The organism is Bifidobacterium aerophilum, from assembly GCF_010667685.1.
GTDB classification, from domain to species: domain Bacteria; phylum Actinomycetota; class Actinomycetes; order Actinomycetales; family Bifidobacteriaceae; genus Bifidobacterium; species Bifidobacterium aerophilum.
This window is the reverse complement of sequence record NZ_WHZW01000005.1, coordinates 57799-79163: the sequence shown is the minus strand read 5'-3', so window position 1 is coordinate 79163 and position 21365 is coordinate 57799. Positions and strand designations below refer to the sequence as shown.

12 protein-coding genes and 1 riboswitch are annotated in these 21365 nt (G+C 65.7%); of the genes, 6 read left to right on the top strand and 6 right to left on the bottom strand.

Features of this window, described 5'->3' with window-relative positions:
• Nucleotides 1–35: 35 nt before the first annotated feature.
• Nucleotides 36–1628 (top strand): hypothetical protein, encoded by a 1593-nt coding sequence (locus tag GFD25_RS03085; protein WP_163229877.1) that lies wholly within the window; start codon nucleotides 36–38, stop codon nucleotides 1626–1628.
• Nucleotides 1629–1652: 24 nt separating this feature from the next.
• Here GFD25_RS03085 and GFD25_RS03080 read toward each other — a convergent pair whose 3' ends face one another.
• Entirely contained in the window at nucleotides 1653–2798 is a 1146-nt protein-coding gene (locus GFD25_RS03080; protein ID WP_163229875.1) for a hypothetical protein, read from the bottom strand.
• A gap of 213 nt (nucleotides 2799–3011) precedes the next feature.
• Here GFD25_RS03080 and GFD25_RS03075 point away from each other — a divergent pair, with 213 nt between their 5' ends.
• Together GFD25_RS03075 and GFD25_RS11990 are read left to right on the top strand one after the other, a co-directional pair.
• Nucleotides 3012–3749, top strand: coding sequence for a response regulator transcription factor (locus GFD25_RS03075; RefSeq protein WP_163229873.1), 738 nt, complete (start codon nucleotides 3012–3014; stop codon nucleotides 3747–3749).
• A 23-nt stretch (nucleotides 3750–3772) separates the two neighbouring features.
• On the top strand, nucleotides 3773–5146 hold the full coding sequence (locus tag GFD25_RS11990) for a 2CS histidine protein kinase (RefSeq protein WP_239512371.1): 1374 nt from the start codon (nucleotides 3773–3775) through the stop codon (nucleotides 5144–5146).
• Between the two features lie 148 nt (nucleotides 5147–5294).
• On the opposite strand, the gene GFD25_RS03065 is transcribed toward GFD25_RS11990, so the two are convergent.
• The 5 genes from GFD25_RS03065 to thiM all read right to left on the bottom strand — a co-directional run bounded on the left by GFD25_RS03065 (nucleotide 5295) and on the right by thiM (nucleotide 11923).
• The gene (locus GFD25_RS03065; protein ID WP_163229871.1) at nucleotides 5295–6668 is read right to left on the bottom strand and encodes an MFS transporter; all 1374 of its coding nucleotides are present in this window, start codon (nucleotides 6666–6668) and stop codon (nucleotides 5295–5297) included.
• Nucleotides 6669–6864: 196 nt separating this feature from the next.
• Entirely contained in the window at nucleotides 6865–7236 is a 372-nt protein-coding gene (locus GFD25_RS03060) for a thiamine-binding protein (RefSeq protein ID WP_163229869.1), read from the bottom strand.
• A 21-nt stretch (nucleotides 7237–7257) separates the two neighbouring features.
• Complete coding sequence (thiD, locus tag GFD25_RS03055) at nucleotides 7258–8124, bottom strand: bifunctional hydroxymethylpyrimidine kinase/phosphomethylpyrimidine kinase (protein ID WP_163229867.1); 867 nt, start codon at nucleotides 8122–8124, stop codon at nucleotides 7258–7260.
• A gap of 192 nt (nucleotides 8125–8316) precedes the next feature.
• Nucleotides 8317–10953: a phosphomethylpyrimidine synthase ThiC gene (thiC, locus tag GFD25_RS03050; protein ID WP_163229864.1), complete on the bottom strand. Its 2637-nt coding sequence runs from the start codon at nucleotides 10951–10953 to the stop codon at nucleotides 8317–8319.
• Nucleotides 10954–10993: 40 nt separating this feature from the next.
• Complete coding sequence (gene thiM, locus GFD25_RS03045; RefSeq protein ID WP_163229862.1) at nucleotides 10994–11923, bottom strand: hydroxyethylthiazole kinase; 930 nt, start codon at nucleotides 11921–11923, stop codon at nucleotides 10994–10996.
• Nucleotides 11915–12021: riboswitch (TPP riboswitch) on the bottom strand. (Overlaps the previous gene by 9 nt.)
• Before the next feature lie 413 nt (nucleotides 12022–12434).
• On the opposite strand from thiM, the gene GFD25_RS03040 reads away from it, so the two are divergent.
• From GFD25_RS03040 to dusB, 3 genes are all read left to right on the top strand, one after another.
• Entirely contained in the window at nucleotides 12435–18140 is a 5706-nt protein-coding gene (locus GFD25_RS03040; RefSeq protein WP_239512370.1) for a discoidin domain-containing protein, read from the top strand.
• Between the two features lie 214 nt (nucleotides 18141–18354).
• The gene (locus GFD25_RS03035) at nucleotides 18355–19830 is read left to right on the top strand and encodes a glycine--tRNA ligase (RefSeq protein WP_163229858.1); all 1476 of its coding nucleotides are present in this window, start codon (nucleotides 18355–18357) and stop codon (nucleotides 19828–19830) included.
• A 190-nt stretch (nucleotides 19831–20020) separates the two neighbouring features.
• Nucleotides 20021–21232: a tRNA dihydrouridine synthase DusB gene (gene dusB, locus GFD25_RS03030; RefSeq protein ID WP_204314753.1), complete on the top strand. Its 1212-nt coding sequence runs from the start codon at nucleotides 20021–20023 to the stop codon at nucleotides 21230–21232.
• Nucleotides 21233–21365 lie beyond the last annotated feature (133 nt).

Below are 21365 nucleotides of genomic sequence, written 5' to 3'. Positions count from 1 at the left end.
GGAACATGATCAGACACGAACGGACGGGGACGGGAATGCTGAACGACGAATGGGAGCCGAACGCCGATGCGACGCAGGAAACGAACGACATGACAACGGGCGCGTCATCGGATGGCACGCATGCCGATACGCCGTCCGTGCCCGCGCAGGGTCTCTCCTTCGACGCGGTGAGCTCGCCGGACGACGACGGGGCCATGGTCGATTTCACGTTCCCGCCCATCGAGACGGGCGAACCGTCGAGGCTGACCGACATCCCCACGATCGCCATTCCCCCGATCACGGGAACCTGGACGACGGATTCGCCGGACGGCGCACGCCAGGCCACGATGCCGGACGCAACGGATGCCGAGGCCTCGCAGGAGGCTCCCGACGCCGCGCCGACTCAGATCATCGGTTCTCCCGTCAATGACGGGCCTCGCACCACCGTCATCGCGGACGGCGGCACCAGTGTCATGCCGCCGGTGCCACCGGTGCCGGCGCCCCCTCAGGGCCTGCCGTTGAACCCTTCGTCCGAAACCGATGCGGCCGGGACGGCAAAGAAGACAGGGGCCGTCGCCGAACCGGCGACCGACATCATCGGATCCAGCAACGTGATCGAGGCCTCTCCGGAGGATTTCGCCGAAATCACGCAGACCGGCCCCATCGTCGCGCCGGAAGAGTCGCGAGGGGACGGGGATGCCGCCAACACCCGCTCCTTCGTCTTCGACTGCCGGTTCCTGATCGCCGGCGCCGCCGCGCTCGTCGTTGCCGCCGTGGCGGTCGCCGGCGTGTTCTGGTGGAACGGCAGGCAGGCGGAACAGACCCATGCCGCCAAGCTCGTCGCATGCCAGTCGGCATACAGCCGGTATCAGGACGCCGCCGACAAGGTGGCCTCCGTCCTCAAAACCACCGCCGCCGCCCAGAAGATCACGGCCGATCAGGTGGCCGACGCGACCACCGTGACGGCACTGAAAACCGCGGTCGACAAGGCGAACGACATGGGTACGGTGAGTTCGTGCGACGCGAACGCGACCCTGGCCGCGCTGACCTCGCAGACCGCCGACGCGAACGACGCCGCCGACAAGGCATCCGAACTGGCCTCGTCACTGACCAAGGCCGCCGACGCGGTGACCGTCAGCCGGACCGCCAAGGACGACGCCGACCGGAATGCGGCGAAACAGCAGCTGCAGACGGCCGTCGCCGACGCGCAGACGCTGTATGACGGCACCGCCGGAGCGGTCGCCGACGAATCCACGCGTGCCGCGCTGCTCACGGCGATCGATACGGCCAACACGCTGCTCAAGGAGGACAAGCCGACCATGACTTCATTGCAGGATGCGCTCAAGGCGCTGCAGACCGCCAGCGACGACGTCAACATGTCCGTCGAGGCGCTCACCGCGCTGAACGCGCAGATCATCCAGAACAACGGCGCACAGGACACCATGCCGATCATCCCGCAGAACACCACGAACGGCACCGGAACCGGAGCCGATCAGGGATCGGATGATTCCGGCGCCGGCGCCGGTTCGCAGGACTCCGAGCAGAATGATCCCGCAACGCCGTCCGATGGCAATGGTTCGCAAGGCGATTCGCAGGACGATTCCGACTCCACGGGCGGCAACGGCACCACTCCCTCCACCGGGCAGTGAACCGGGGAGGGAGAGGTCTGCGGATCAGCGGCCCCTGCGAACGGCCCGCATGATCAGCCTGACGATCAGCACGGCGAGGTAACCGATATATCCGGCGACGAGATACATCACAAGGAAAACCGCCGCCGTGTCGGTCAACGCCGCCCAGTCGATATACCATCCGCCGACCTGCGTGCACGCCCCGCCGACCGGGCACATGTCCTGATACGGTGCGGACAGCACGAACGTCAGCGCCGCGCCGATCAGCGCGCACACCGCGGGAAACAGCGCCGAACGCAGCCATGAGGGCAGAGCGTTGCCCCGTCGGCCGTCAGACGTCATCGGGCGGTCGCCGATCGATGCGGAACCATGCCGTCGTGCACTGCGTCCGGCCGACATCGCGGCGTCACGGCTTGCGTACGCCCCGCACGTCACCAGCAACACCGGCGGCACCACGAAATTGATCATCAGCACCGCGGCCATCGCCAGCTGCCCGCGCATCAGCGAGAACGCAAACACCAATCCGTACGTGATCGCCATCGCCAGCCAGCAGCCGAACCGCACCGCGTCACGCCGCGCCCACGCGACCATACGGCCGCTCGCGCTTGTCGGGGCCGGCGCGAGAAACAGCCTGCGCAGCCCGTACCGTCCGATCGAGTAACAGCAGAACGCCACCGCCGTATACGCGAGCAGCAATATCACGCAGCCGCCCAATGCCTGTACGGCCAGTTCGCCGCCGTGTTCGCGCATCAGCGTCAGCCAGTCGTCCCACCGATGGTATTCGACGTAGCCGAGCATGCGCAGATGCGCCCAGCCGAAGCCGATCGGACCCATCAGCGCGCTGACCAACGGAAACGAGAGCGAGCCGGAACGGATCGAACCGAGAACAAGATTCGCGACGCCCAATCCGACCGGCCAATAACCCGCCGTCATGACGGGCACCCACGTGAAGCCGTCCGGAATCGGACGTCCGTCGAGTTCGGGCAGGAACGTCGCGAGCCGGGAATACAGGATCAGCGACAGAAGGACGAAGAGCGCGATGATGCCGATCCAATGCGCGCGGTTCCATGAGCATTGTTGCGCGAATCCGTGCACGGGCCGGGGTGTGCGCCGCGCCGCATCGGCCCGTGGAAGCGTCGTGTCGGACCGGCCGCGCTCCGCGGGGTTCGCATTGGGATAAAGCGAGGTCATGGTGGCCTCCTTTCCGGTCGATGACCGTCCAATCCGGGCGGCGTCGGCGGCCTCGCATCGGTTGGCCGATGCGACGATCACCCGTCCGCTCGGCGTGTTGTGGTGATTCCAGTATGGAACACGCGCGATCGGTGGAATGATGGATGTCATAGCCCGTATGACGCGGCGCGACGATGCGGCCGCGCGAGGCGCATGATACGTAAGGGGGCGTGCATGGACGGGATCCGCGATGATCGGCCGGACGGTTCGGCCAGTGACGGCGGCGGTGCGCCCGCGCGCATCCGTATCGGCATCGTCGACAACGACCCGTACGCGGTGGCCGTGCTCTCGACCATGATCGCACGCATGGACGCGCGATTCGAGTGTCTGTGGACGTGCGAACTCGGCGCGGTGGCGATCAGCCGATGCCTGAACCGCGCGCGACGGCCGGACGTACTCGTGACCGACATGTCGATGAACGACGTTCCCGGCACCGAGGTATGCCGTGCGATCCGCGTCAAACGCGCGGACGTGGGTGTGGTCGGCGTGACCTCATACGCGGTCGATTCGTTCATGGACGAGGCGACGCGATGCGGCATGCAGGCGCTGGTCGGCAAAACCGACCTCGCCGGCTTGGCCGTGGCGATCCGGCGGGCGGCGCAGGGACTCGCGACGAACGATGCCGGAACCGACGCCGACCCGGCATCGGGCGGACCTCGGTTTCTCGACGCCGCCGAAGCACACACGCTGTTGGAGGACGCGGCATACGACGTCGGACATGGGGCGCTGTCGCCCAAGGAACGTGACGTTCTGCGGCTGTACGCGGATGGACTGACCACGCGCGAGATCGCGGATCGGCTCGGCGTCGGCACGCCGACGATCGCCACGTTCGAACGGCGGGCGCTCGCCAAACTCGGCGCGCGCAGCCGCGCTCAGGCGATTTCGATCTGCGTGCGACGACATGTGTTCTGATCATGCGGAAGCGGGGTGAGGACATGACGGTTGAATGGTTCGAACGGCTGACCGACGCCGACCGGCGGACGGACAACGCATGGCTGCTGACGGCAGTGCTGGTCGTCGCGTTGGTGTGCGCCGGCGAAACCCTGGCAGCCCTGGCCTCCGGTACCATGCCGGTTGTGGACGCGACGTGCGTGTTCGCGGTCGTGGCGGCGACGATGCTCATGGCGTTCCGTCCGGTGACGGGCGCGCTCGCGGTCACGGCGTCATGGATCGCACTGAGCGTCGCCGCGGTCGACATGCCGTCGGCCATGCTTCTGAGCGTTCTGACCGCCATAGGCATTCTCGGCTACGCCTATCGTCGCGCGGCAACGGCCATCGCCGTCGCCGCATTGGGCGTGTGGATATGCACTCAGGGCGGTATCTCCTGGATATCATCGTCGGGGACCTTCGACTCCAACGATCATGTCCTGCTCGGCGTGGTCGCCATGTCCGGCGTCGCGCCGGTCGTCGTCCTGTTCTCCGGATTCCTGCTCGGCGGCATGGCCGTACGCTGGAACCATGAGCGGCACAGCGAACGCATGGAGCTCGCGTACCGCCGACAGCGGGCCCGCGCAGCGCAGGACATCCACGACTACGTGTCGAACGATCTCGCATACCTGATCCTGAGACTGGACAAGGACATCGCCGACGGCAAGCGGCCGGGCGCCGACGAACTGCGCGAATTGCGCGACGTTGCGGCCGGCGCGCTTGACCGCACGCATCAGGTCATCCGCGTGATCGAAGGCGATGCGCGGCGGTCGCCGTCCTCCGATGGGGTTTGGCCGGCAGCCGATCACGACGGGCAGGCGTCCGTTCATGGCGCGGCATCTGATCGGGCCGATGGAACGGTTGCGATGCCGGCGATGCGACCCTCCTTCGTACCGTCGCATGGCATCGACGCGGACTGTCCTCTTGCCGCGCAACTGCGCGCGATCGCGCGATCCGGCGACCATCGGCTTGCGGAACTCGGTTTCGACGGGCAGACGATCGTCACGAACGTGAACGACGATGCCGCGCAGGACGCGCTGGTAGCGGGGCTGCTCGAGGAACTGTACGGCAACGTCGCCAAGCATGCCGATCCGGCCGGCGGCTACGTGCTCACGATCGGTATCGGCCGTGATGCCGTACAGATCGCGCTTGTGGACATGGCATCGATCGCCGCCGATCCGAACCATGTGTCGTCCGACAAGGATCTTCCATCCGGCGTGAGCCGGTCTCTCGGCACCGGGATCGCACGCTATCGTACCCGCATCGCCGAGCGCGGCGGCACGTTGAACGTATCGGCCCCCGTCTCGCGAATCGACGCGCCGACTCATGAGACAGGGGCCTGCGAATGGACATTGGTCGGCATGATCCCCCTGATCGGATGACTCTTCCGCTCGCAAACCAACGCAAACAGGGGAACCGGCGTTGGTTTGCGAGCGGAAAACAGAACATCCTATGCGAAAACCAACGCAAACGGAGTGATTCGCGTTGGTTTTCGCATAGGATGCAGGCGAATGGTCCGAACGAACCGGATCAGCCGACCGAGCGCTGGGAGGTTTCGGCGCCGAAGAAGCCGACGATAAGCATCGAGAAGATCGCGATCACGCTGATCGACACGAAGATCGAGGTCGCGCCGAGCGCGGTAAGCATCCAGCCCACCACCATCGGCATCAACACGTTGAGCAGCTTGGCGATCGCGTTCGCAAGGCCCACGCAACGGAAGCGCACCTTCGTGGCGAACAGCTCCGGCGCATACACCGCCACGACGGAGGCCATCAGCGTGTAGAGGCACATCATGAGCAGGAAGCCGACGATGATCGCGCCGGCGGTCGAGGTCTGGAACGCGTACGCCATGCCGAACACGCCGGTGAACAGGAACGCGGGCACGATCGTGCGCTTGCGGCCGATACGGTCGATGAGCAGCGATCCGATAAGGCATCCGACCGGAGCGCCGAGCATCATGAGCGTGGACGTGGTCAGCGACGAGGACAGGTTGATGCCGCGCTTGACGAGGATCGTCGGCACCCAAGAGGTGAACGCGTACGAGCACACGTTGGTCGCGCCCACGGCCACGATCGCCACGAGCAGGCAGATGCCAAGCGAACGACCGCCGGCGTTGCGGCTCTGCGCGGCCGCGTCGGCGGCGGTGTCGAACGCGGAAGCCGGTTCGGAACCGTTGGCCTCCATCTGCTTGACGATCGCGTCCGCCTCCGCATAGCGTCCGTGCACGGCAAGCCAGCGCGGGGATTCGGGGATGTCTCGGCGCAGCCACCAGATCACGGCCGCCACCAAGCCGATGCCGACGAACAGCGGACGCCAGCTGAAATGCGGGATGATGGCCGCGCACAGCAGCATGGCGATCGGCACGCCGCAGTTGGCGACGAGCGAGACGATCGCGCACCAGTGGCCGCGGCGGTTCATCGGCGCGAATTCGTTGACCATCGCGAACCCGGTCACGATCTCGGCGCCGAGGCCGAGGCCGGCGCCCAGGCGGCACAGGGAGAGCACGGCCATGTTCGGGGCGAACGCGCCGAGGAACGTGAAACCGCCGAACAGCAGCAGGTTGATCTGGTAGGCGACACGGCGGCCCTTGAGATCGCCGACGAAACCGGCCAACAGGGAGCCGATGAGCAGGCCGAGGAAGCCGGCCGACATGAACGTCGAATTCTGCTTGACGGTGGACCAGCCGGTGGCCAACGCGCTGGACGCGACGGCGGAGCCGATGTACACGTCGATGCTGTCCATCAGCATGCCGGCCGCGACGAGCGCGACGATGCGATGGAACATCGGGGTTTCATGGGCGCGATCCACGCGCGAAATGATGTCTTGCACTTGTGCCGGATCCGCGGCGGCCTCGCGGGTGCGGGTGCCGGATGCGGCGGGAATCTGCTGTTCGGCAGCAGTCATGATATTCGAACCTCTGCTTGGGAATCTTGGTCGGTGGATCGGCGTCCTTACGGTCCCATTGTGTGGGGCGCGCGGTGTGTCCGAAAACCGGCCTTGAACCCGGAACGCCCACCTATTGTGTAGGTGAGCGTTGACCTTGTCGATAGATTAGGTGTATGTGTGACGGATACCTGGGAAAGGTCACATAGTGGACGAATCAGGCGTTTTTGGCTAGAATCTCGTCGACGATCTTCGGTTTCTCCGTCAGCTGCCCGCGGAACCCGGGTCGGATGTCCATGTGCAGCACGAGGCTCGTCCGATACCCCTGCTGCGCGAGTTTCTTGGCGGCCTCGCCGGCGACGTGCAGCACGTCGTCAAGATCGCCTTCGACATCGGTGAACAGGGCGTTCGTCTCCTGAGGAAGGCCCGATTCGCGGATCACCTGGATCGCCTGCGCCACGTACGGCGAGACCTCGGAACCGGCGCCGGAGACGGACACCTGGATCGCGGCGACCGTGTTGAGATACGGTTTGCCGGTCTGGGGATCGATGGGGACCTCCTGCCTGACTGCGTTGCGGTCGATGGACATGATGATTGCTCCTTCGTAGTGTTATCGCCAGGCCCACGCGTGGTCCATGGGCCCGGAACCGTGGCCGAGATCGAGCTGCGCGTTGAGCGCGCCGGTCAGATACTCCTTCGCGTGCCGGATCGAGTCGGGCAGCGGCTCGCCTTTGGCGAGGTTCGCGGCGATGGCCGACGACAGCGTGCATCCGGTGCCGTGCGTGTTCGGATTGTCGACGCGCGTGCCCGGGAACCACGTGACGGCGCCGTCCGTTCCGACCAGCAGATCGTTCGCATCGGTCACGCCGTGACCGCCCTTGACCAGCACCGCGCAGCCGTATCGGCCGGCGACGGTGCGGCCGGCCTGTTCCATCGCCGTATGCACGTCCGCGGCCCGCGAGAGCGGCGAGGCGGCGGGGGAGGACCATTGCGCGGAGTCGAGCGTGGTGAACCGGTGTTGCGACAGGCCGACCAGTTCCTCGGTTTCGGGGATGTTCGGCGTGACCAGCGTCGCCAGCGGGAACAGCCGTTCGGTGAGGGCCGCGATCGCGTCATCGTCGATGAGTTTCGCGCCGGACGTGGCGACCATGACCGGGTCGAGCACGACGTTGCGTGCGTGATGCGCGGCGAGCCGGTCGGCGATGGTTTCGATGATCTCGGCGGACGAGACCATGCCGATTTTGACGGCCGCCGGCGGGATGTCCGCGAACACCGCGTCGATCTGCGCGGCAACCATGTCCGCCGGCACGTTTTCGACCGCGGTGACGCCGGTCGTGTTCTGCGCGGTGATCGCGGTGATCGCGGACATGCCGAATACGCCGTTGGCGAGCATGGTTTTGAGATCGGCCTGCATGCCCGCCCCGCCGGACGAATCCGACCCGGAGATCGCAAGTACGGCGGGAAGCGTGGTGGGCATGCAGGGTCCTTTCATTGGTGTGGTGTGGGGCGTCGCTCCACCGGATGGCTGCGGTGGCATTGTCGCCCCCTCAGTCAGCTTCGCTGACAGCTCCCCCTTCAGGGGAAGCTGAGATATCCATGCCTGGAGAGCTATTTCACCATAAGAACAGCTCCCCAAGCATGGGAGCAGAGGAAGCGGTCAGGACGGATCTCACTCCGCGGTGGTGTAGAGCTTGCCGCCCTGCTCCTTGAACTTCTCGCTCATCGCGGCCATTCCCTTGGCGATCTCCTCGGCGGATTCGTTGACGATCTGCTCCTGCTGGGCCGCGTTGCCGAACTGCTTGCGGATGTTCTGCGAAATGGCCATCGAGCAGAACTTCGGGCCGCACATCGAGCAGAAGTGCGCCATCTTCGCCGGCTCGGCCGGCAGCGTGTCGTCATGGAACGCGATCGCGGTGTCAGGATCGTAGCTCAGGTTGAACTGGTCGAGCCAACGGAACTCGAAGCGGGCCTTCGAGATCGCGTCGTCACGATCCTGCGCGTGCGGGTGGTGCTTGGCGATGTCGGCCGCATGGCAGGCGATCTTGTACGCGATCACGCCCTGCTTGACGTCGTCCTTGTTCGGCAGTCCCAGGTGCTCCTTCGGCGTCACGTAGCACAGCATGGCGGTGCCGTAACGGGCGATCTCCACGCCGCCGATCGCGGACGTGATGTGGTCGTAGCCCGGTGCGGTATCGGTCGTCAGCGGGCCGAGCGTGTAGAACGGCGCGTCGTTGCAGATCGCCTTCTCCATCTCGATGTTCATGCGCACCGTGTCGAACGGAATGTGGCCCGGGCCCTCGATCATGACCTGCACGTCCTTGGCCCACGCGCGGCGGGTCAGCTCGCCCAGCGTCATCAGCTCGGACAGCTGAGCCGGATCGTTCGCATCCGCGAGGCAGCCCGGACGCAGGCCGTCGCCCAGCGAGAACGCGACGTCGTACTTGGCGAAGATGTCGCACAGCTCGTCGAAGTGCGTGTACAGGAAGCTCTCCTGATGATGCTGCAGGCACCACTCGGCCATGATCGATCCGCCGCGCGAGACGATGCCGGTCACGCGGTTCGCGGTCAGAGGCACGTAGCGCAGCAGCACGCCCGCATGGATGGTCATGTAGTCGACGCCCTGCTCGCACTGTTCGATCACGGTGTCGCGGAACAGCTCCCAGCTCAGCTTCGACGCGTCGTCCTCGACCTTCTCGAGCGCCTGGTACATCGGCACGGTGCCGATCGGGACGGGGGAGTTCCGGAGGATCCACTCGCGCGTGGTGTGGATGTCGTTGCCGGTGGACAGATCCATCACGGTGTCCGCGCCCCACTTGGTGGCCCACGTCAGCTTCTCGACCTCCTCGTCGATGGACGAGGTGACGGCCGAGTTGCCCATGTTCGCGTTGAGCTTGGTAAGGAAGGCGGATCCGATGATCATCGGTTCGGCCTCCGGGTGGTTGATGTTGCACGGCATGACCGCGCGGCCCGCGGCGAGTTCGGAACGCACGAGCTCGACGTCGCAGTTCTCGCGCTCGGCCACGTACTTCATCTCCGGGGTGATGATGCCGTGGCGGGCGTACCACATCTGCGTGATCGGATGGTCCTTGGCCTTGAGCGGGTTGTGCTTGCGGCCGCGCCACTCCTTGGTGGCCTTGCCGCGCTTGATGGCGCGCTTGCCGTCGTCCGCGAGGTTGCGTTCGCGGCCCTCGTACTCCACCACGTCGCCGCGGTCGAGGATCCAGTCGAGGCGCAGGGGCTTGAGGCCTTCCTTCGGATCGCACTTGGGGCCTTCGGTGTTGTAGTCGTGGAACGGCGGGTTCGGGCCGACGCCGGGCGTGTCCGAGAGCTTGATCTCGGTGTACGGCACCTCAAGGTCGTAGGAACCGAACTGGTTCTCGAAATGCACCGGCTTGGTCTTGCGGATATGCGCCTTGTCACGCTGCTTGGAGCCGCGGGCGGCGATGTCGACGCGCTGCTGCTTGGCGAGCTTGACCGCCTCCTTGGCTTCCTTCGCGTTGGTGAACTTCGGTTCGGCGGACTCGGTGGCCGCATCGGCGACTTCCGGCTCGGCGATCACGCGCTTGGCGTAGCCGTGCTTCGTCTCGCCGCGCACGGCCTTCCATCCCTCGACCATCTCGCGGGTCGCGGCCTGCGGGTCGTCGGCGCCGGCGATCGCGGAGACGGCGAACCAGCCGGCGGCCTTGGTGTGCGCGAGCATGTCCATGTCGGCCGCGGTCACGCCGCCTCCGACCACGACCGGGAAGTCGCAGGCCGAGCAGATCGTGTTGATCTGGTCCGCGTCGAGCGTGCGGCCGGAGCCGTCGTTGCCGCCGACCGAAGCCTCAGGCTTGGTCGTGGAGACGTGCAGCGGGCCGGCGCCGATGTAGTCGATGCAGCCGTCGGGCAGCTCGTTGATGATCTTGACGAGGCTTTCGGTCTCCGCCGACAGGCCGACGATCGCATCGTCGCCGAGCATCGCGCGGGCCTCGCGCGGCTCCATGTCGGTCTGGCCGATGTGCACGCCGTCGACCTTGATGCCCTTGTTGCGGCACTGCCACACGACATCCACGCGGTCGTCGATCACGAACGCGACCGAATCGGACTTGTCGTTGTCCTCGATGATCTGCGCGATGTCCTGCGCGAGCGAGGTGATCTCCTTGGCGTCCGCGTCCTTGGCACGCAGCTGGATGAACGTCGCGCCGCCGCGCAGCGCCTCCTCGATCACGTCGGTGACCGGTCGGTCGTGCGTGTCCTGCGGGCCGACGACGAAATACGCGGACAGGTCGAACGAGTCGCGCATCGATGCGAATGGATAGTTGTTCATGTGGTTTCCTTTTGGGTTGATTAATAGGAAAGTCTTGGATTCATCGGAGGTCGATCGCGGATCCCGCCACCTGCTCCGGCGCCAGGTTCCACAGCGCGTCGAGGAAGTGCGCCTGGAACGTGCCCGGGCCGTCCGATTTCGTTTCGGCGATCTCGCCCGCACGGTTGAACAGCAATGAGGCGGCCAGCGCGGCGATCAAGGGTTCCGCGACCGCCAGATACGTTGCGGTCACGCCGCCCAGCGAGCAGCCGGCGCCGGTGATCTTCGTCATCATCGCGCTGCCGCCGGGCAGACGGTAGACCCGTTCGCCGTCGGTCACGAGGTCGACCTTGCCGGACACGGCCACCGCGGCCCTGGCGTCCGGCGCGGATTGCGCAAGGAACGTCGCCAGCGTCTTCGCCGGCTCGACGGCCGCGTCCACGTCGTCCACCGACTCCACGCCGGCCGGCCGGCTCGTCCCGTCGGGGGAGATCAGACCCCACATGGTCGCCAGCGCGATGATCTCCGACGCGTTGCCGCGCACGATCGTCGGGGGAGCGGCACGGAACGAGCGCAGGATTTCGGTGCGCGTCTTGCCGATGCCGGCGGCGACCGGGTCAAGCACCCATTTGTGGCCGGATTTGCGGAACGCGCGGGCGATCTGCGGAAGCGCGTCCTTGTAGAACGGCAGCAGCGTGCCCACATTGATGTAATCCGCGCCGGAAATCGACGCCGTGTCGATCACGTCGTCCGGCAGAAAACTCATCGCCGCGGTGCCTCCGGCCGCCAGCTGCGCGTTCGCGACGAGATTGATCGTCACGAAATTGGTGAACGACTGCGCCAGCGGCGTGCGTTCCCTGACGTCGCGCACGGCCTGCGCGATCCGCCCGCGTATGGAGGTAAGGTCGTCGGGGCCGCACGGTCCGGCGGCGGATTGATCGGCGCAACCGCAACAATGCGACTGCGTATCGGTATGCGAATCATCGCTCATATCGCTGCTCCCTACGATGGTCTTAACCAACAGGTTCTAAGGGTCAGGCTTGCGCCTCTCTCAACCCGGCATTCGGCCGGGTTCCCCTGCATTACATCACTAAACGTATGGCCCAATATGGACATAGGTCTTGCGTGTCATGGTGCCGCGTGGTATTTGCCTTGTTCTGCGGCTTGGCCTGGGTGCGGCGAGATCTGCCGTTGCGGGATCGACGAGACGTGGCGTTTTCTCGCTGTTGCGACGTGGTCCCATCCGCCGACGCGCCGACGCCGGTTAAATTGTTAAGGATCTTTGCATAAATGTCGCCGAGTTCTGTACACTAAGGAAGAACACGGTGAGTGATACCGGTTCGGCCCTGCGCCGTGACGATATGACGACCGCATAATTATCGAGAGCGTCACTGCGGACGCTCACTGATTTCAATGAAGAAAGAAACTGAATGACAGCGCACCGAATTGGTGGCCGCGTGGTGGCTTTCGCCGCAGCCGTGGCCCTATCCGTTCCACTGGGCATGGGAGCGATAAACGCATCGGCTGATGACACCGCGACCCGTGCCGACTCCACCACGCAGATGAGCTCCACCCCCGAAATGGTCTACGCGAACCGCGTGGAGGCCGATCAGGCACGTACTACCGACTTCGACGCGAACTGGAAGTTCAAGATGTCGGACGCCATCGCCGCGCAGGATCCCGATTTCGACGATTCCGCATGGCAACGGATCTCCCTGCCGCACGACTACAGCATCACGCAGGACTACACGCAGTCCGGCGAGGCCGAAAGCGCCTACCTGCCCGGCGGCACCGGCTGGTACCGCAAGACCTTCACTCTCGACCGCGGCCTGGCCGGCAAGCAGGTGAGCGTCAACTTCGACGGCGTGTACATGAACGCGACCGTCTGGCTCAACGGCGTCAAGCTCGGAGAGCATCCCTACGGCTACTCGCCGTTCTCCTTCGACCTGACCAAGGCCGCCAGGTTCGGTGCGGAGAACACCATCGTGGTCAAGGTCGACCACAAGACCCCGTCCTCGCGCTACTACTCCGGCTCCGGCATCTACCGTGACGTCACCCTCACCGTCACCGACGGCGTGCACGTCGCCGGCAACGGTGTCGCCGTCGCCACGCCGGAGCTCGCCGAGCAGAACGGCGGCGACGTGACGATGAACCTTACCGCCACCGTCTCCAACGACACGGAGGCGGCCGCCGATGTCACCCTCAAGCAGACCGTGTTCCCCAAGGGAGGCGAGACCTCCGCCGCGATCGGGACCGTCATCACCGAGGCCACGAACGTCGCGGCCGGCGAGAGCGCGGACGTGGCGTCCACGATCACCGCCGCCCAGCCGAAGCTATGGAGCGTCGAGAACCCGAACCTGTACACCGTGCGCACCGAGGTGCAGGTGGCCGGCAGGACCGTCGACACCTACGACACCACGTACGGCTTCCGCTGGACCGGTTTCGACGCTGACACCGGCTTCTCGCTCAACGGCGTCAAGGTCAAACTCAAGGGCGTCTCCATGCATCATGACCAGGGCTCGCTCGGCGCGGTCGCCAACCACAGCGCCATCGCCCGCCAGGTCCGCATCCTCAAGGACATGGGCGTCAACTCGATCCGCACCACGCACAACACCGCGGCCAAGGCCCTCATCGACATCTGCAACGAGGAGGGCATCCTCGTCATCGAGGAGATCTTCGACGGCTGGAACCGCGCCAAGAACGGCAACACCGAGGACTACGCCAAGTACTTCGACAAGACCATCGCATCCGACAACCGGATTCTCGGCGGAGACAAGGACGAGTCCTGGGCCAAGTTCGACCTGACCGCCACCATCAACCGCGACCGCAACGACCCGTCCATCATCATGTGGTCGACCGGCAACGAAATGATGGAGGGCATCTCCGGCGGCGTCTCCGATTTCCCGGACATCTCCGCCAAGCTCACCCGCTGGACCAACGCGGCCGACGCCACCCGCCCGGCCACTTACGGCGACAACAAGATCAAGGCCAACTGGACCGAATCGAACACCATGGGCGACTCGCTGACCGCCGCAGGCGGCGTCGTGGGCGCCAACTATGAGGACGGCAGGCTCTACGACTCGACGCATCAGGCCCACCCGACGTGGAAGCTGTACGGCTCCGAGACAGCCTCGTCGATCAACAGCCGCGGCATCTACAACGTCACCACCGGCGCGACCGGCGATCAGCAGCTCACTTCGTACGACAACTACGCCGTCGGCTGGGGCGCGACCGCCAGCTCCGCCTGGTATGACGTGATCCGGCGCGACTTCGTCGCCGGGGAGTACGTGTGGACCGGCTTCGACTACCTCGGCGAGCCGACCCCGTGGAACGGCACCGACTCCGGCTTCAAGGGCACCTGGCCGTCACCGAAGAACTCCTACTTCGGCATCGTCGACACCGCCGGCCTGCCCAAGGACAGCTACTACTTCTACCGTTCCCAGTGGAACACGAAGTCCCACACGCTGCACATCCTGCCGGCGTGGAACGGCGACGTCGTGGCCAAGGACTCCAGCGGCAACGTGCCGGTCGTCGTCTACACCGACGCCGCCACGGTCAAGCTGTACTTCACTCCGAAGGGCAGCTCCGACAAGCGGCTGATCGGCGAGAAGAGCTTCACCACGCACACCACCGACGCAGGCTATACGTACCAGACCTATGACGGCGCCGACAAGAACGCGACCGCCGACAAGAACATGTACCTGACCTGGAACGTCAAGTGGGCCGAAGGCACCATCACCGCCGAGGCGTTCGACAAAGACGGCAGGCGGATCACCGACACCGAGGGCCGATCCCGTGTGACCACCACCGGCGTCGCATCCCAGCTCAAGGTCGAGGCCGACGCCACCAAGCTCACCGCCGACGGCAAGTCCCTCAGCTACATCACCGTCGACGTGACCGACGCCGACGGTAACGTCGTGCCGAACGCCGACGACCGCGTCACGTTCAAGGTCGAGGGCGCCGGCAAGCTCGTCGGCGTGGACAACGGCAAGACCACGGACCACCAGTCCTATCAGGACGACAATCGCAAGGCCTTCAGCGGCAAGCTGGTCGCCATCGTCCAGTCCACCAAGACCGCGGGCGGCATCACGGTGACCGCCACGGCCGAGGGCCTCAAGCCCGCGACCACGACGATCACCACGACCGCCGTACCCGGCGCGAGCACCGCCAGGACCATCGACGGATTCTACTACGCACGCAACTACTACGTGAAGACCGGCAACAAGCCCATGCTGCCGTCCGACGTCGAGGTGCGCTACTCCGACGGCACCAAGGACCGCCAGAACGTGACATGGAACGTGGTCACCGACGAAGCATCCAAGACCGGCACGTTCACCGTGACCGGCACCGTCGCCGACCAGACGATCAGCGTGCGCGTCACGATGATCGACGAGGGCGGCGCGCTGCTCAACTACTCGGCCACGACCCAGGTCGGCATGCCCGCCGTACTGCCCGAATCCCGCCCGCTCGTGCTCTCCGACGGCACCGTGACCAGCGCCAACTTCGCCGTGACCTGGACCAAGCCCGCCGACGGCGAGTACGATGAGGCCGGCACCGTGGTCGTGCCCGGCATCGCGACCGTCTTCGGCAAGGAGATCGGTGTCACCGCCACCATCCGCGTGCAGACTGCAAACGTGACGATAGGCGACAGCGTCTCCGGCAACGCGATGAATCTGACGCAGGACATCCCCGAAGGCTCTCAGTCCGACACGCTGGACGCCATCAAGAACGGTTCCACCACCGTCGACGACAACCTCTCCGGCGGCGCCAACCCGTCCGCATGGACCAACTGGGCATGGTCGAAGGCCGGTCATAACACGGCGCAGATCACGTTCGAGTACGCTACCCAGCAGACGCTCGGCCAGATCGTCATGTACTTCTTCCGCGACAGCTCGTCCGTGACCTTCCCGGACGCCGGCACCACGAAGATCGAGATCTCCGACAACGGCACCGACTGGACCCGGCTCAACGTGGAGGAGACCATCGCCCCGGCCGAATCGTCCAACCGCGTCAAGCCGTACACCTACGACTTCGCGCCCACCGGCGCGACGTTCATCCGCTTCACGGTCACCAACTCCGAGACCAGGGCCTCCAGCGGCGTGACGAGCACCGGCCTGACCGAGATCGAGCTCAAGGTCGCCACCACCACGTTCACCACGAACACGGCGGCAGGCCTCGCATCCCTCAAGGTCAACGGCACCGCGGTCTCCGAATCCGCACTCGCCTCCGGCTCCTACAACACGCCGGCCATCGTGGCCGACGTCGAGGCCGTGGGCAAGGACAACGCGTCCGTGACCGTGCTGCCCGCCCACAACGACGTGATCCGCGTAATCACCGAGTCCGAGGACCACGCCACGCGCGAGACCTTCGCAATCAATCTCGGCAAGGAACAGGAGGACACCGCCGACTCCGATGCCCGCGACTACCCGGCCGGCGACATGACCGTCACCGTCGGCAGCGAGCAGACGTCCGGCGGCGGTTCGACCGAAGGCCCGAAGGCGTTCGCGGTGGACGGCGACGTCAGCACGTACTGGCATTCCAACTGGACGCCCACCACGCTGGACGACCTGTGGATCGCCTTCGAGCTCAAGGAGCCGACCAGTCTCGACGCCCTGCGCTACCTGCCGCGTCCGGCCTCCAGCAAGAACGGCAACGTGACCGAGTACAAGCTGCAGGTCTCCGACAACGGCACCGACTGGACCGACGCCGGCACCGGCACCTGGACCACCGACCACGAGTGGAAGATCGCCAGGTTCGATCAGCCGGTGACCACCAAGTACGTGCGTCTCAAGGCCGTCCACACGTACGCCGACTCCGGCAACGACCGGTTCATGTCCGCCGCCGAGGTGCGTCTGCGCAAGGCCGTCGAGACCACCGACATCAGCAAGGCCGAGGTCACCGTGCCCTCCGAGCTGACCGTCGACAAGGCGGACGCCGACAATCCGGCCGTCTTCGACACGAAGGACGTCGTGGTCAGACTTGACGGCAGGACGCTCGCCTACGGCGTCGACTATGTGCTTGAATATGCGAACAACACCGCCGCCGGCGAGGCGAGCGTGACCGTCAAGGGCATCGTCGACTACAGCGGCTCCGTCACCAAGACGTTCACCATCAAGGTGAACGGCGAGACGCCGGAACCGCCGGCCCCGACCCTGGAGTCCATCAGCGTCAGGACGCAGCCGACCAGGCGCACCTATCTGGTCGGCGAGTCCTTCGACCCGGCCGGACTGGTCATCACCGAGCACTACGGCGACGACGGCACCAAGGACGTGACCTACGGTGACGACACCGCAGCCGGCTTCACGTTCAATCCGGCGCTCGACGCGAAGCTCGCCGAGACCGACGAGACCGTGACCGTCACCTATAAGGGCAAGACCGCCACGATCGACATCACCGTGAGCAGGCCCGCGCCCGCCGTCGACAAGACCGAGCTCGACAAGGCCATCAAGGCCATCGAGTCCGAGAACCTCGACGAGTCCAAGTACACGCGGGACAGCTGGTCCGCATTCGCCGACGCGCTCAAGGCCGCTCAGGCCGTCAGCGCCAAGACGGACGCCACGCAGGAGGAGGTCGACGCCGCGCTCAGGACCTTGACCGACGCCCGTGCCGCGCTCAAGGAGAAGGACACCGAGCCGGAGCCTGGGCAGGTCGACAAGTCCGCGCTCGACATGCTGATCGCGGACGTCGAGGCCAGGGAGCTCGACTCATCCAAGTACACCGAGGAATCGTGGAAGGTGTACGAGGCCGCGCTCGACTACGCCAAGCAGATCAGCGCCAAGACGGACGCCACCGCAGAGGAGGTCGCGAACGCGAAGACCGCGCTTCAGGCCGCGTTCGACGCGCTGGCCATGAAGGGCGAGACGCCTGCCCCGACGCCCGACCCGGACCGCGTGGACAAGTCCAGGCTCGATGCCGCGATCAAGAGGATCGAGGCGGAGAAGCTTGACTCCTCCAAGTACACGGCTGTTTCGTGGAAGGTGTACGAGGCCGCGCTCACCCAGGCCAAGGCCGTCAGCGCCAACGCCTCCGCCACCCAGGTACAGGTCGATGCCGCGCTTTCCGCGCTCACCGCGGCCCGTGAGGGCCTCACGGAGAAGCCCGGCGGCCTGAGCTCCACCGGCGCCGCGGTGACGACCGTCGCCGTCGCCGCCGGCCTCATGATGGCAGCCGGCGCGGGCATCGCCCTGGGTCGTCGACGCCGCGCATGACGACGGTCCGCCCCGGCCGTGAGGGCCGCGGACGGTAACGGCAACTGAGGAAGGCCCCTGGTCCATCGCCGGGGGCTTTCCTCGTATCCGTGCGGGTTCGCCGGCCAACCGGCCGGCGGAGTCGCTGACCGAGTCGCGCGCCCTGTCATCGCCGCCAACTAGACTCGGCACGGTAATATCAAGTCCCCAAACCGTTCAAACCAGAAGGTGCATTGTGGCTGTATCCAAACTCGATGAAGTCGTGTCCCTCGCGAAGCGTCGCGGGTTCGTGTTCCCCGCCGGCGAAATCTACGGCGGCACCCGCTCCGCATGGGACTACGGTCCGCTCGGCGTCGCGCTGAAGGACAACATCAAGCGCGAATGGTGGCGCTCGATGGTCGTCACCCGTGGCGACGTGGTGGGCGTGGATACGTCCATCATCCTGCCGACCCCGGTGTGGGTCGCCTCCGGCCATGTGGCCGTGTTCAACGACCCGCTGGTCGAGTGCCTCAACTGCCACAAGCGCAACCGCGCCGACAAGCTGCAGGAGTCCTACGCCGAGAAGCACGGCGACAAGCTGCCGGAGAACGGCATGGCCGACATCGTGTGCCCCGACTGCGGCACCCGCGGCAAGTGGACCGAGCCGCGCGACTTCAACATGATGCTGCGCACGCACCTCGGCCCGGTCGAGGACGAGAACAGTCTGCACTACCTGCGCCCGGAGACCGCGCAGGGCATCTTCGTGGACTTCAAGAACGTCATGACCTCGTCGCGTTCCAAGCCGCCGTTCGGCATCGCCAACATGGGCAAGTCCTTCCGTAACGAGATCACGCCGGGCAACTTCATCTTCCGCACCCGCGAGTTCGAGCAGATGGAGATGGAGTTCTTCGTCGAGCCGGGCACCGACGAGGATTGGCACCAGTACTGGATCGACGCGCGCACCCAGTGGTACCTCGACCTCGGCGTCAAGCCGGAGAACCTGCGCCACTATGAGCATCCGAAGGACAAGCTCGCCCACTACTCGAAGCGCACCGTCGACATCGAATACAAGTTCGGCTTCCAGGGTTCCGACTGGGGCGAGCTCGAAGGCATCGCGAACCGTACCGACTTCGACCTGTCGGCCCATGCCAAGCACTCCGGCGAGGACCTGAGCTACTTCAACCAGGCCACCGGCGAGAAGTACGTGCCGTACGTCATCGAGCCGGCCGCGGGCCTTACCCGTTCCCTCATGTGCTTCCTCGTGGACGCGTACGACGTGGACGAGGCCCCGAACACCAAGGGCGGCGTCGACAAGCGCACCGTCCTGCGTCTCGACCCGCGTCTGGCCCCGATCAAGGCCGCCGTGCTGCCGCTGAGCAAGAAGCCCGAGCTGCAGACCGTTGCGCAGAACCTTGCGTCCGACCTGCGCCAGCACGAGTGGATGATCGATTACGACGAGGCCGGCGCGATCGGCCGCCGCTACCGTCGCGAGGACGAGATCGGCACTCCGCTGTGCATCACCGTCGACTTCGATACGCTCGACGACCAGGCCGTGACGATCCGCGACCGCGACACCATGAACCAGGAGCGCATCTCGCTCGACAAGGTCGCCGAATACGTCGACGCCCGTATCGGCGAGAAGCGCACGCACGTGCCGCAAAAGCCCGTCGCCATGGGCGGCGAGGCCTGGCCGGACTCCGTGAAGATCAACGAGGCCGGTGGCCTGTACTGATCCGCCATCCGTCTGAACGGACCTCGGCCCCCTCGCCAGAGGGGCCAAATGCGTTATTGACCTTTTTGCATTCAATCCGGAACCCATTCCATCAGATGAGGAACGACATATCGTGACGAAAGCCAAGGATGTTGAAACCGTGATCACCGCGCATGACCGCGAGCGAGAGCGACTTGACCCGCGCGGGGACATGGCCGCGGCGGCCGACGGATCGTCTCGGCCGGCGTCCGAGTCGGCTCGGTCCTCCGAACCGGCGACAATCGCGCCGGTCCGGCTCGGCCCGATCACCGTGCCGACTCCGGTCGTGCTTTCGCCGATGGCCGGCGTGACCAACTGGCCGTTCCGCGTGCTGTGTGAGGAATACGGTCCGGACGGCCTGTACGTCGCCGAAATGATCACCGCCCGCGCTCTCGTCGCCCGCAATCCGAAAGCGTTGCGCCTGTGCAGGTTCGCGCCGAGCGAGAAGATCCGCTCGCTGCAGTTGTACGGCGTCAATCCGGCCATCGTCGAACAGGCCGCGAGAATCGTGGTCGATGAGGACATGGCCGACCACGTCGACCTCAACTTCGGCTGCCCGGTGCCCAAGGTGACCCGCCGCGGCGGAGGATCGGCCCTGCCATGGAAAACCGATCTGTTCCGTGGGATCATCCAGCGCGTCGTGCGCGTGTGCAGCGAAGCGGACATCCCCGTCACCGCGAAGATCCGCGTCGGCATCGACCACGAGCACGAGACGTTCATGGAAGCCGGCCGCATCGCGCAGGAAGAGGGATGCGCGGCCGTGACCCTGCACGCGCGCACCACCGCCGAATACTACGGAGGCCATTCCGACTGGAGCCGCATCGGCGAACTGGTCGAGGCGCTCGACATCCCCGTGTTCGGCAACGGCGACATCTGGGGTGCGGACGATGCACTCGAGATGGTGCGCGAAACCGGCTGCGCCGGCGTCGCGATCGGCCGCGGATGCCAGGGGCGCCCGTGGCTGTTCTCCGACATCAAGCACGCGTTCGCGGGCGACGATACGCGCGTCAACCCGACGCTCGGCGAGGTGAGCCGTGTGATCGAACGTCATGCCGAGCTCCTGGCCGAGTTCTATGACGGCGACGAACGCATGGCCGTGCATGACCTGCGCAAGCACGTCGCGTGGTATCTCAAGGGCTTCCCGGTCGGCGGATCCACGCGCAAGGCGTTCATGGAATGCGAAAGCCTTGACGACGTGCGCCGTGAGATCGGACGGCTCGAACCGGCGATGACCTTCCCGGAGAGGGTCAAGGACAAGCCTCGCGGACGCGTGCGCTTCGCCAAGAAGGTGCACTTGCCGTACGGGTGGCTCGAATCGCGTCAGACCACCCACGAACAGCGCGAAACGCTGTTCGGCGACGACCCGATGGACGCCAGCTACTGAGCCGGGCGCACGCATGGGTGCGATATCGTGAAAAATGCGGTATTCTATGCGCGAAACGCCGACACACGCTGAGAAAAGTGACTCCTTTATCAGGGGTTCTGCGATAGAGTTATGCGTGACCGTGTGAGTGACA